The sequence below is a fragment of the Flavobacterium sp. CYK-55 genome (genome assembly GCF_018413465.1).
Classification (GTDB): domain Bacteria; phylum Bacteroidota; class Bacteroidia; order Flavobacteriales; family Flavobacteriaceae; genus Flavobacterium.
In genome coordinates this window covers 88,604-101,525 of sequence record NZ_JAHCDK010000006.1, presented here as the reverse complement: position 1 = coordinate 101,525, position 12,922 = coordinate 88,604, and the positions used below count along the sequence as shown (strand labels likewise).

Here is a 12,922-nt window from a genome sequence, read left to right as displayed (position 1 = left end):
TTTATTTGAGGATTTGTTCTACCAAATTTTTATAAAAGGCCGAGGGTGATTGTAGCTCGTTGCAATCGGTAATGGTTGTGAGGTGATCTTTTAAGAAATGCTGATGTAAGGCACCTTCAATGATAGATGAAGCCAAGCTTTTGGCAAACGGATAATCAGGCTTGGCCTCGGTAATCATTTGCACCAGTCGGTTGACTACTTTTTTATACACCATAAAAAAGCCTTCGCTATTTTCTTGATCAACTTCTTTGGTTAAAATGGTTTTGGTAAACTCAACAATGACGATGTTGTTTAAAACGGCTTCATTGATGTGGACTGTTGAAGTGTCGTCTTGAATTTTTTCGGTAACCAATTCAACGGCTTTGAGTAAACGCGCTTGAGCATCGGTGATGTTGTTGGTTTCAAAAACCAGGCGATATTCCATCCAGCCCCAATACCACGAGGTCAAATAAAGCAATAGTTTGTGTTTGTTTTCAAAGTATCGGTACAGTGAGCTTTCGTTGGAACCAATGCGCTCTCCGAGTTTTTTAAAGGTAAAAGCTTCAAAACCAATTTCGTCAATCAATAAAATACTTTGCTGAATAATTTTCCGACCCAATTCTGATGTTTCAGGATTTTTGACATATAGCTTGGGATGAACAGAAATAACTACCTGTGATAAGTATTCCATGATTTTTGATTTTGAAATTATTTTACGCAAAATTAATAGTAATACTTTTATAATTGAAAATTTAACTTTTAATTATAAAAAAAGAGGCCTGTTCTTGGGCCTCATACTGTGGATGGTATTGACTTCGTATGCTTAAATCAATGAATTTTGTGTCATGACTTTGGGTTTTTCAAGCCCCATTAAATGTAAAATGGTAGGGGCAAGGTCACCCAAGACACCATTTTTAACGGTTTTGATTTCAGGGTCAACCACTATAATCGGAACCGGATTGGTGGTGTGGGCTGTATTGGGGCTTCCGTCTGGATTGATCATGGTTTCGCAGTTTCCGTGGTCGGCAATGACTAGGGTTGTGTAGCCGTTTTCAAGCGCTGCGGTAATGACTTTTTCTGCGCAAGCATCAACGGCTTCGCAGGCTTTGATGGCCGCTTGCATCACACCGGTGTGTCCGACCATATCGCCATTGGCAAAGTTGAGACAAACAAAATCAACCTCGCCCTTTTGGAGTTCCGGAACCAAAGCATCGGCCAGTTCGTAGGCGCTCATCTCAGGTTTTAAATCATAAGTAGCTACTTTAGGTGAGTTCTTGAGAATGCGGGTTTCGCCATCAAAAGGCAATTCTCTACCGCCCGAAAAGAAAAACGTCACGTGCGGATATTTCTCGGTTTCGGCAATACGGATTTGTTTTTTGCCCGCTTTTTCTAATACTTCACCCAGTGTCTCAGTGATGTTGTCTTTGTCATAAATGACATGAACATTCTGATAGGTTTCATCATAATTGGTCATGGTGACATAATATAACTGGAGCTTATGCATGTTGCGCTCGTGCATATCGGTTTGCGATAAAACTTCGGTAAGTTCGCGGCCGCGATCGGTGCGGAAGTTAAAGAATATCACCACATCGTTTTCTTCAATCACAGCGGTTGGATTTCCGGCAGCATCGGTCATTACTAGTGGTTTGATGAATTCATCGGTGACACCTTCGGCATAACTTTGTTGCATGCTGCCGATGAGGTTTTGCGTTTTTTCGCCCTGGGCATTGACGACTAAATCATAGGCAAGCTTCACGCGTTCCCAGCGCTTGTCACGATCCATGGCGTAATAACGGCCAATAACCGAAGCAATTTTGGCGTGCGATTTTTGGGTATACGCTTCCAGTTCGGCCAAATCTTTTTCGGCTGATTTTGGGTCAACATCACGACCATCGGTAAAGGCGTGTATGAAAACTTGGTCTAGGCCATACTCTGAAGCGGCATCGAGTAATCCATATAAATGCGACATATGTGAATGCACACCACCGTTAGAAACCAAACCTAATAAATGAACTTTTTTGTTTTGTGTTTTGGCGTAATCAAAGGCATCGATGAGCGGTTGTTCTTGGCTCAGGGTTTTGTTCTGAACCGCCAGATTGATTTTGGCTAAATCTTGATAAACAATGCGTCCGGCACCTAGGTTCATATGGCCGACTTCAGAATTGCCCATTTGGCCTTCAGGCAAACCTACATTGAGACCGTCGGTGCGCAATTGAGCGCTCGGATATTTTTGATATAGACTGTTGATGAACGGCACCTGTGCTTGATCAATAGCAGAAACTTTCGGGTCGGGTGATTTTCCCCAACCATCGAGGATCATTAAAATAACTTTCTTATTCATGGAGTTGCGAATTACAGCCCTGATGGCGGCGATATCCTTGGGCGGGCGGGGTTCGCCGACCAAGATTAAGCCAACAGCAGGATTAGCTGCAAAATTAAAAATAAATCAGCGTCTGAGTTGGTTGTAATCAATAAAGTAACGAAGGCTAATCGAAAAAATATGATTGAGCTGTTGGTTGTTGACGGCTTGTGCCATATTTCGGGCAAAACTGTTTTCAAGCAAACGGTTGAAGTCAGCAGCATTGTTGCGATACAAAAGAGTCAGTTGGCTTCCGGGCGCAAACCACCATGAGTATGATAAATCTGCGTTCCAAAGGTTGAGGTTTTGGTCTTTGTTGTTGGTGTAGGAAGGGTTAGAAACCAATGAACCATTGGGCAGTAATGTCATGTATTCTTGGTTGTTGACTTGAGCCCAATAATGACGTGCTGATAAATTGATGGTCATTTTGTTGTTGATGGCGTATTTGCACTGCAAACTATTGGTGTAATTGCTGCGGAATCTTCTGGCAAATACGGTGCTCGGGTCATCAAAATCAGCGTTTCCGGTATTGTTTTCTTGGCGCAAAAAGTCAAAGGTATAAATTACGGTTATGTGGTTGTTGATTCGATAGCGCGGACTGAGCATAAAACCATAACTGATGCGGTTTTTTTCATCAAAAAAAGTTGCACTTGGATTAAAGTCAATAGCCAATTTTCGGTTGTAGTTTGATGAAATATACACCCAAGCATCCATGTTTTTAGGAATGGTGAAATATTGACCGTTATAGGTGTTGGGTTCATAAAAATCATAGCTTTCAAGCGGTCTGATTCTGAGGCCCCAGCCGTAATAATCGTTCTTTTTATCGGTTGAATTAAAACTCAAATTGACACGCCCGGTTTGTAATCGGCCCGTATGATTTTCAAATTCTGAGTAAGCATCCAAAAAGATAGTAAGGGAATTGAATTTTTGCGTTGGATTGAGAATCCTATAACTGGTTCCTGCGTTTAACGAATGGTAATGCGTTTGAAAGGTCAGACCTAAATCATTGTTGTCATAATCATCTGAAACATATTGTCCGCCCAGGTAATATCTGAATTTTCCGCTGGTTTCAGAAAATGCCATTGACGTATTTACTCCGGTGGATTTTTCGCCAAAAGCACTCAAATAACTGTATTTGAAATCTCCGTTGAGTTTGTAGGTGTTTTCTTTGGTGTTTAAATCGTACACCAAAGCCGATACATTAGCATCGCGATAGCTGCCATTGCGCATTACGTTGGTATTGACAAAAGAAACCGATGAGTTTTTGCGAAAACGTTGGTCAAGTACCAAAACGTTGTAATTGGCAGCAGGTTCAACAGTTATATTGCGTTGCGCACCGCTGAGGGTATCGCGTAGGGTAACACTGGTGTTTTCGGTTATGGCATTGAGTACACCGATACCTAATCCGTCTTTGGTTCTGCCTGATATCTTGAGTGCGTTGATGAGTTTAATCGAGTTGGGCTTGTCTTGAACGATTTCGTTATCGCCAGTGGGAATGTAGGGCGTTTGCCCGATGCGTCTGGTATACACCAAATTTCCTTTGCTGAACAAATCAGTGCCTTCGGTAAAAAACGGACGGTTCTCTGTAAATTGTTGTTCAAATGGCCCGAGGTACAACTCGACGTTGTCAAATTTGGTTTGCCCGAAATCGGGAACCAAAATCGCATCGAGTGTAAAAGCATTGCTGATGCCGTATTTGATGTCTAATCCGCCGCGCAAATCACCGGCTACTTTTTGATGTGCGTTGGTATTGACATAATAAGAGGTGTAGGGAATCAAGAACAATCGCGTGGGTGTTTTGATGTTGTCAATACCTTCTAGGATGCCTGATTGTGCGCTTTCGTTGTTGATTTTGGCATCGATAAAGTTCCAGGTATACAACTGTCTGAATCGGCGAACCTCGCGATAAAAGTTGATGCCCCAAGTTTGTTTGTCACTTTTAGAAAAACGCAACGCAGCATAAGGGATTTTTATCTCGACTGCCCAGCCATAATCAGTAAGAACGGCTTTGCTGGCCCAGATGGCGTCCCAAGTAAAATCTTCACCATCTTTGTTGGTAAACAAACAATCCATTTGAACGCCAGCGGCACTCACAAAAAACCTAAAGTCGTGTTGGCTGTCATTGAGCCCATTGATGAAAACGCCAAAATGTTCGGCGGTTCCGAAGTTGTCTCGGGCTGTAATTTCATGAAGAATTTTAGCGGGTTCGTCGTCGTATAGTTTGGCGGCCACATAAATAGCATCGTCGTTGTAGGCAATTTGAACTTCAGATTTTCGGGCCGGATTTTCCGGTTTTCCGTTGTCGGGTGAAAACATGACAAAATCGGTAGCAATAGGTGCGAATTCCCAAATAGGCTCGTCAAATTTACCGTCAACGGTAATATCGCCCGAAGCCACTGCGTGTAAAATTTTCTTTTGTCCGAAAGAAATTTCAAAAATCAAACAGGTGAAAAAAAGGATATAAAAAGAAAATGGGCGCATCTACAGATTGGGTTACTGTTAACAAAAATAGCGATTATAATGAAAGTTTCAACCTTTAGCAATAAAAATGAATGCTCGTCGTTTGAAGTCCACAATTTTGCTTGAAATAGGTAGAATTTTGGCAAAAAGTGCGTTTCGTCGATTTTTTAACACATTTCATCGCACTTTTTTTGATAAAAAATTTGCATACTCGTTTCGTTTTTGTAGGTTTGCTCACCCGAATCTATTGTGAAACTTAATCGGAATCAATGAATTATAAAGTTTTTTCGCTCGTTGTGCTGTTCTCTTTGATGTCATTTACATCAGCCAATACAGCCGTTTCAACACATAAATCTGTCTTGCCGATAACTTCTAAAACCGAAAGTCGTTTTGTTGAGGTATATCGTTCTTTGCATTCAAATCAATATAAATTGCCCGATTTTGAATCTTTTACACAAGCTTTTAAAGGTTTTGAAGTACTCAAAACAAAAGGAGCTATCAATAAGGATATTTTGACCTTGGTTGATTTTAGCTTGTCGTCAAATGCAAAAAGGCTATGGATTATCAATATGAATACATACGAAGTGATTATGAACACATATGTTGCTCACGGAAAAAATACCGGAGAAGAATATGCTCAGTCATTCTCAAATGCAGATTCATCTAACAAAAGCAGTTTGGGGTTTTATATTACTGGTGAGACTTACATGGGCAAACACGGTCTTTCGCTCAAACTTGACGGTCAAGAAAAAGGAGTTAATGACAACGCGCGTCGCAGAGGAATTGTCATGCATGCGGCTGATTATGTGTCTGAAACTTTTATCAAAACCAATAAGCGTTTGGGCAGAAGTCAAGGTTGCCCGGCGGTTCCGGTTGAATTATCTGCTGAAATTATTGATTTGATCAAAGATAAATCGTGTTTGTTTATTTATCACCCCTCGAGAAGCTAGCCGTATTAGAATTTTATAAATGACTTTTGCGCTAACGATTTCTGAATAAATGATTTGCTCTTTTTAAGAAAGCGTCAGAAAAATAAATCAACATTTTTTATCAAAAAAACTTGCGCGCGATAAAACTTATTGTATATATTTGCGCCACCAAAAACAAAATGCGGAAGTAGCTCAGTTGGTAGAGCTCCAGCCTTCCAAGCTGGTTGTCGCGAGTTCGAGCCTCGTCTTCCGCTCTTCTTTTAAAGCCCTGAAATTCAGGGCTTTTTTATTTAATATTGCCAAAAAATAGCAATTTTAGCCTAAATCTTTTTTCGTTAAAACTATTAAAATACTTATAAAATAGGGACAAAATAATACCTTTGTTTACTTATTTTTTACTTATTATGACAATAGAATTTAAACTAAACACCTCTAACAAGGAATCAAAAAAAGGGTTCGCACTAATTATTTATGTTTATTTAAATAAAGTTCAAAAAATCCCTACTTCTTACCATTGTAAAATTGATGATTGGGATGATATGTTAAAAGAACCCAAGCGCACGCATCCTTTCTATTTTGATTTATTGGAATACGTTTTAAAAACAAAAATCAAAATTAATACTATTTTGGGTAAGCCTAAAGACTACGTTTCAATTAATCAAGTTGAAAGTTTTTTGGCTAACGATAATCCCGAATCATTTTTAAATTTTCTGAAAAATTATTGTGATGAGTTAAAAGCAAACGACAGAAAAACGTGGGTAAATTACAACGATGCATACAATGTTATGAAAAAGTACCAAGACGAAGTATATTTTTCAGAGATAAATTATAATTTTCTAACAAGGTTTAGGGATTTCAAACTAAAAAATGGTTGTAAAGCTGGCGGCGTACATTATTATTTGAGAACAATTCGAGCTACTTATAATGAAGCTGTAAAAAGGGGAGCATATAAGCCTGAAAGTTTTGTTAGTCCATTTAAAGGGATTATGCCTAAAGTCGGCAAAACACAGGACAAACATTTTATGTTATCTGAAATGAAAACATTATTTTCAAATCTACCTCCAAAAATAAAAGGGGTTAGACCAGAAGATTATCATTATCATAATTATTTTTTATTGTGTTTTTATCTAGGAGGAATTGACTTTATTGATTTGGCAAATTTGAGATATGATTTACACGTTAAAAATGGGCGTATAAAGTTTACACGTTTCAAAGGAGGAACAACAGAGTTTATAGATAATTATATAATTCCTGAAGCACTTGAAATTTTAGAGATATATAAAGATAATTCACCCTATCTTATTAACATACATAAGTATCAATACATTTCTCTACGCAATAATTACATAAAACGTTTTTCTAAATTTATTTATAGTATAAATGATGAAAATAAAAGACCATTAATTGAAAGTTACTTTACATCAAAAACAGCGAGATATACATTTATCAATCTAGGGAAACAACTCGAATTGAACAGGGATGTAATTATGGAGTTAACTGGACACAGCAGAGGTGATGTGCATTCAATTTATGAGGGGTCATATTCTTATGAAGCTAAAGATGCTGTACACAGAAAAATCATTGATGCAGTTTTATTTTAACAAAAATAGATTAAGCAGAGAAAATTAATTTTTGTTAAATTAATTATACTATTAAAAACTTTTTCCGTCATATCTTTGTCGCGTTTTGAGGCAAATAATGAGTTAATTTATGAGAAAACCCTATAAAAGGGTTTTTTTTTGGATAAAATGTGAGGGAAATTCAACAAATGCATGTCAAAATAAACATGAACCAAACAGACATTTTATTTGAATCCTAATAAAACCATCATTAAGCCAGTTTCTTTTACGGAGTTCATAACAGTAACTTCAATACAGTCAGTAAATTCAATTTTAGATATAGTGATTGATGATGAAATCACCTTGGAAAAATATTGTGATATTTTAATTAATAAACTTTTAAAACTTCCACAATCTCAGTTTTCAAATTTTATCAATAACCAATTAGAGCAAATGAAATCACCTATAAGTTGGCTTGAGAGTTTTGATTTATTAATAGCTGAAAATGAGAAACTATTTATTGAGAATGGAGTTCTGTACAAGTATAACAAATTATTCAATCTGATTGAAAAAAGAAGAGATTCAATACAAGTTACTTCAGCTAAACTTACTAAAATGATTACGCCTAAAAGGTTTGTCAATGCTGATACAGAAGACAGATATTTTTCTTTCCACGAAACTAAATTGCATATCGAAACACTTTCGAGCTTTAATGATAAAATTATTTATCTGACAGAAGAAATATTTGAATACAAACAAGCAGATATAATCTCAAAAAATAATAAATTATTAGATTATGATTTTCAATGTACCCAATTGATTGAAAAGCTTCAAACTTTAAGAAAAATGAAAACTGATTTTGAAAAAGAAGTAATTCAGAATAAGTTACGATATAATTCTAGTGAGGTTAAATCTCAACCACTTCAAATAAATGGAGCCATAAATATTTTAACAAATGTTTTTAAACAAATGATGACAACTGTTAAACCAAATGGCAAGCCCTATCTTGGCTACAAAATAAAAGAAATAACAGAATTTATTTGCGAAAATTTTGTAGATGAAAATGGTCAAGCACTTTCTCAATCAACTATACAGACTTATCTTTCCCCAAATAGAAATGATAAAGATCCAAATATAGATAACACAATCAAAGTATAAATCAATGTTATTTATTTTATACTTATTAGAACAACTTGCAAGTAAAAACTTTTTTTCAGTTTTCTAAAAATAACTTGAATGATGAGAATATGAAAATTGAAAATGGTCTGATAATTTAAAAAACACACTTCCATAAACTACTTTATTTACTGCCTTTCCCGAAGTATCTAGTCTTATCGGACTAAAAAGTACTTATCGGACTTTATACTATTTCTTGTATTTGCACCATAATCTAAAATTATACTATGCAAATAATTCAAATCCCCGATGGTCATCAAATAGTTATCCTTTCAGATAATCTGTTGACAGTTCTTAATGGACTTACTGATTGGCAAACTATTAAAGAACCTACGATTAAGCAGGTTGCCAATTACATTGGTGTTTCAGTTGAGAAAATAAAAAAAGACTTAAAAAATCCAAAATGCCTTTTAAGAGTTGCCAAAAAAGGAAGTAAAGGGAGAGGAAACGAGACGATTTTTATAAAAAGCACAGTAGAGCTTTATAAAAATAATAGGCCATAAACCTCTTTATCCATTGCAATACAATTGCAATTTCTTTTAAAATCATTGCAGAATAAAGATACATACACGGCAATAAGCTGTAAGACCTTGAAGCAATGGCGTGAAAATGCGCCATTGTCAAGGGTTAAAAAAAATTCTTATGAGTATAAACACGCAAAGACTGGATAACAAAGTTTTTTCAATGGCATCTACACTTTTTGGCTTTGGAGAAAATAAAGCTGTAGAAGTGCAACAAGCACCAGTTGAAAAGCCATTGCAATTGTCAGGCAGAATCATTGCAATTTATCCCGCAATCATTGAAGAGGCATTTTCGAGTACGATGGATAATTACCGCAAGTATATTGCTTCTTATAATTTCAAGACACAGGCAGAGAATGAACTGATACAAGCGCACAATAATTCCGTAAAGGAATTTTGTAAAGCAAACTCATTGACTGATATTCAAAAAGAGTACAAAAGACTGTTTTTACTCCATAATTCAAAGAACAGCAATCCAAGAAACTATAACGAGGCAGTTACCCAGTTCTGTAATGATTATGGACTAATAGTAGAGAAAAAGAAAATCCAAACAGTCAAATATGCTACTGAAGTAGTATTTCAAAATCTGTTGCATTTGTATAACTCCCAATTGATGAAACGCAATGAGAAGTTTATCAAGGGCGGTATTACATCAAAACGACCTATTGAAGAGTTTAAAATCAATTCCTTTCTAGTTACTCAACTAAAGAGAAATGAGGTTAACAGTATTGCAATATGCTCTAAAACGGTTCGTAATCACAGAAAACGTTTAGAAGAGGCAGGAGTATTTGTTGAGTATCATTTTGCAGGCAGAAACAGACCAGTTGAACTACATATTAACCCCGAAATTCTTGTGATTTTGGATGTTTATACTTCAAAAATTAAACGCTCTGAAAACAAAGAACTTAAACTAACATTTTGGAATGTTTTACCTGATAACAATGAAAGTACTAGAACAATATTAAATGAAAATAAAAAGAAAGAGAATGTTGAAAACAATTCTCAGGATATAAGGAGTTCGAGCGAAGCTCTCACGCCTTCTCATTTGCTTTTTTCTACGAGAACACATACTAGCAATCAAACACTTTGCACTATGGGGGCGGGCGGACGACCACAAACCACAGAAAAAACGCTTTCAACCAAACTGCAAGAGTTAATACTTGACCGCCAAGAATTAGCCGAGAATCTAGCTAATGGGAACTATCACAACTATAAACCTATCGATATACGTTACTTGTACAAAGAAGCTTTCAGTGGTACGCTAACCAATGAAGAGTTCAGGGAACTGGCAATACAGGACTTTTTCAAATCCGTATCAAAAATTTACAAATCTTCTACACCCTTTGCAGGAAGCTATAAAAAAGCTATCAATCTGTATTATCAAAACAAGTGGATTGCCTTTACAGGAAACAGTTTCAATAAAAGTGTATTGGTAGATGAAATCAGTCAGATGCGTTGGCGTATCGAATGGGCTAGAAAATGGTTTGTCAAAAATGAGTTTTCGCCATTATTCCCATACGATTACTTTGATATGACCAGAAAAACATCCAAAGAAGTCGGGTTTGAATACACCAAAGCCAAGTGGAATGAGCATTTAACAGCCATTGCCAAGTATGATGCCCTAAAAAAGAAACAGCAAAGTAATGCAACCAAAAGAAAGGAGACAATCAACCACTCCAAAAAGTGCGAAAATGCACTGGCACGTTTCTTTAAAGACAAGCTGACCTATTCGCAGTTATTCGATTATGTAGAGCAGAATTTACCAAAACAGTACCTGGAGAAATTGCCTGATTTGATATTGAAAAAATCATTGAAAACCAATGAGAAAACCATTGCAATAAATAGTAATGATACAGTAAAGTACAATTGGATTGAATTTTAAAATTTAGAAAATATGCCAGTTTTTGACAGATACAAATCAAAGATTAAGATGGTTATACTAACCCAAAACAAGAATCAAAATGCAGTTTGGTGGTCTCCTATTAATCAGAACAAACGAAAGAGTGAAATGGTTATCAGAAGTATGCTCAAACGATTGGAAAAGCATCCACTCTCCATCATTACTAACGTAGTCCAGTTTTATGAAAATAATTTATTAATCGCACAATTTAAATTTCGTTATGAAAATAGCCCTAAAAAAAATCAAGAGGACAGACCTTGAAATTATCCAGTCGGAACTTTTAAAGTTTATCCGGTACAAGGTAGATAATATTTCCAATTGCAATGATTATGAAAAGTATTGCAATGACATTATTGTAATAGACGTTCTTCAAAGTATGTTCTACACTTTCAGAACAAAGATTGAAAACCCAAAAAGGTTATTAAACCTTACCCTTTCTCCATCACAGTCTGTAATACTTCTTTTCTGTTGCCAATGGAAAAGAGAAGACAGAACCGAAGAGCAGAAATTTATAATGCAAACTATCTCCGATGCTTTACACGAAAAACTAATAAATATTTAATCTATGATCTTTATAAACCGTCTTAAAATAATCCGTTACAATCTATTTGCAGTAGCCGTATGCCTTGCCATTATTCTAACCGCACCATTTCAATTTTTGGATTTTATTATACTGGGTAAAAACAGGATATTGAAATTTTTAGAATCCCACGTTTTCAGAGCATTATTTAAAATAAATGATTTAAAGGTTAATGACCAAACAAACGTCAAAAATGAGTAATAATATCAAAAAACCACTTCCTCACTCCGCTACAAAATCGGAATTGGTTGAGATGTATTGCGACCAGTTTAGTGAGACCAAAATCAGAAAGCAAATCAATGAAATTCTAAAAGAGAAAAATATATCAAAAGACACCAAAATAATACCACATTTGGAGTTTATGGAGTTTGTAGAAACCTATGGATTACCTAAAGGATATTATCTTGATGATAGTAGTTAGTTCAATTTAATTGCAATGATATTCCAAAAACATTGCAATAATACCTTAGCATACCTTTCAATACCTTACTGTACTTAAAAAATCATTGCAATACCTTGCTATACCTCGCTTTACCTAAAGGCGGGGTTTTTTTATTTCAAACATTTGCATCAGAAAGTTACAGGATTTAGAAATGACAAAGGAAGAGATAAACGTAATTCTAAAGCGCAGGATAAAAAACGGAGACGAGTTTAACCATTTAATCGAGAAACCTAAAAATCAAAAAGTAAAACTTCAAACAGGAGATACATTTTATTCGGTTCGGATAATGAGAGATTGGGCAAAAGCTTATTACAAGCAAGTAGCCAAACTTTCACAGGTTTTAAGAGGAAAAACGATTGAAGAGACCTGCAATAAGATACATTATTTTCTTTTCTATGATATTCAATATCAGGCTGACGGAGTAACGCAAAATATAAGAAGCCCCGCTAATAGTTGGTTCAACAGAAGAGAGGGAATTGATTGTAAAAGCTACTCGATTTTTGCCAGTTGCATACTTCTCAATTTAGAGATTAAGCATTACATCAGGCAGATAAAACAGCCCAATTTCAATCCGAAGCAGTACACCCATGTTTACGTTGTAGTGCCAAAAAATCAAGCAAGTGGAAAACTGGATGATGGACATTTTATAATTGATGGGACGGTACAGAGTAACAGAGAACCAAAGTACACAAGTAAAGAAGATGTTTTTATGAGTTTAAAACTGCCACATATAGGGCTTAATTGCCCAGCACCAAAGAAGAAAGGTTGGTATGTAACAAAGAAACCTTGCCAAAAGGCTTATGAGTTATACGATTTCGCCCGAAGTGCGGAACAAGCAAAAAATATGCTAAAGTCATTGGGTACAGATGCCATTGCTCATAAATCAAATAGCGAGGGCGGAGCTTACAATATCTATGTAAAAAGCAATAGTGTTTACGGTAGTAAAAGAGGGCTTAAAGGAGCATCAAAAAAATCAAGTTCCACTAGAGGAAGATTTCCTTTTTAAACAATAAGAGT

General features: G+C 35.9%; 10 protein-coding genes and 1 tRNA gene. 8 read left to right on the top strand and 3 right to left on the bottom strand.

Annotated features, from left to right (window positions below; all coding sequences use genetic code 11):
• Position 1: 1 nt before the first annotated feature.
• The 3 genes from KIH23_RS08485 to KIH23_RS08475 form a co-directional block, all read right to left on the bottom strand.
• Complete coding sequence (locus KIH23_RS08485) at positions 2 to 673, bottom strand: TetR/AcrR family transcriptional regulator (RefSeq protein ID WP_410505134.1); 672 nt, start codon at positions 671 to 673, stop codon at positions 2 to 4.
• A 129-nt stretch (positions 674 to 802) separates the two neighbouring features.
• Positions 803 to 2,320, bottom strand: a complete 1,518-nt coding sequence (gene gpmI, locus KIH23_RS08480) for a 2,3-bisphosphoglycerate-independent phosphoglycerate mutase (protein WP_213213040.1) — start codon at positions 2,318 to 2,320, stop codon at positions 803 to 805.
• Between the two features lie 105 nt (positions 2,321 to 2,425).
• Entirely contained in the window at positions 2,426 to 4,819 is a 2,394-nt protein-coding gene (locus KIH23_RS08475) for a DUF5916 domain-containing protein (RefSeq protein WP_213213037.1), read from the bottom strand.
• Between the two features lie 248 nt (positions 4,820 to 5,067).
• Between KIH23_RS08475 and KIH23_RS08470 the strand changes: the two genes are divergently transcribed.
• From KIH23_RS08470 to KIH23_RS08435, 8 genes are all read left to right on the top strand, one after another.
• Positions 5,068 to 5,748 (top strand): murein L,D-transpeptidase catalytic domain family protein, encoded by a 681-nt coding sequence (locus tag KIH23_RS08470; RefSeq protein WP_213213035.1) that lies wholly within the window; start codon positions 5,068 to 5,070, stop codon positions 5,746 to 5,748.
• Between the two features lie 160 nt (positions 5,749 to 5,908).
• Positions 5,909 to 5,981: transfer RNA gene (locus KIH23_RS08465), tRNA-Gly, on the top strand.
• A gap of 150 nt (positions 5,982 to 6,131) precedes the next feature.
• Positions 6,132 to 7,328: a tyrosine-type recombinase/integrase gene (locus KIH23_RS08460; protein WP_213213033.1), complete on the top strand. Its 1,197-nt coding sequence runs from the start codon at positions 6,132 to 6,134 to the stop codon at positions 7,326 to 7,328.
• A gap of 207 nt (positions 7,329 to 7,535) precedes the next feature.
• Entirely contained in the window at positions 7,536 to 8,444 is a 909-nt protein-coding gene (locus KIH23_RS08455) for a hypothetical protein (RefSeq protein WP_213213030.1), read from the top strand.
• Between the two features lie 245 nt (positions 8,445 to 8,689).
• Positions 8,690 to 8,965: a hypothetical protein gene (locus KIH23_RS08450; protein ID WP_213213028.1), complete on the top strand. Its 276-nt coding sequence runs from the start codon at positions 8,690 to 8,692 to the stop codon at positions 8,963 to 8,965.
• Positions 8,966 to 9,104: 139 nt separating this feature from the next.
• Positions 9,105 to 10,865, top strand: a complete 1,761-nt coding sequence (locus tag KIH23_RS08445) for a hypothetical protein (protein WP_213213026.1) — start codon at positions 9,105 to 9,107, stop codon at positions 10,863 to 10,865.
• A 791-nt stretch (positions 10,866 to 11,656) separates the two neighbouring features.
• On the top strand, positions 11,657 to 11,884 hold the full coding sequence (locus KIH23_RS08440; protein WP_213213023.1) for a hypothetical protein: 228 nt from the start codon (positions 11,657 to 11,659) through the stop codon (positions 11,882 to 11,884).
• A gap of 172 nt (positions 11,885 to 12,056) precedes the next feature.
• Positions 12,057 to 12,911 carry a transglutaminase-like domain-containing protein gene (locus tag KIH23_RS08435; RefSeq protein ID WP_213213022.1) on the top strand — a complete coding sequence of 285 codons (855 nt, stop codon included), beginning with the start codon at positions 12,057 to 12,059 and terminating at the stop codon, positions 12,909 to 12,911.
• The last annotated feature ends 11 nt before the right edge of the window (positions 12,912 to 12,922 follow it).

Coding starts and splice junctions, on each gene's coding strand:
- KIH23_RS08435 (WP_213213022.1), top strand. CDS start 12,057: ATGACAAAGGAAGAGATAAACGTAATTCTAAAGCGCAGGATAAAAAAC.
- gpmI (WP_213213040.1), bottom strand. CDS start 2,320: ATGAATAAGAAAGTTATTTTAATGATCCTCGATGGTTGGGGAAAATCA.
- KIH23_RS08460 (WP_213213033.1), top strand. CDS start 6,132: ATGACAATAGAATTTAAACTAAACACCTCTAACAAGGAATCAAAAAAA.
- KIH23_RS08445 (WP_213213026.1), top strand. CDS start 9,105: ATGAGTATAAACACGCAAAGACTGGATAACAAAGTTTTTTCAATGGCA.
- KIH23_RS08470 (WP_213213035.1), top strand. CDS start 5,068: ATGAATTATAAAGTTTTTTCGCTCGTTGTGCTGTTCTCTTTGATGTCA.
- KIH23_RS08475 (WP_213213037.1), bottom strand. CDS start 4,819: ATGCGCCCATTTTCTTTTTATATCCTTTTTTTCACCTGTTTGATTTTT.
- KIH23_RS08440 (WP_213213023.1), top strand. CDS start 11,657: ATGAGTAATAATATCAAAAAACCACTTCCTCACTCCGCTACAAAATCG.
- KIH23_RS08450 (WP_213213028.1), top strand. CDS start 8,690: ATGCAAATAATTCAAATCCCCGATGGTCATCAAATAGTTATCCTTTCA.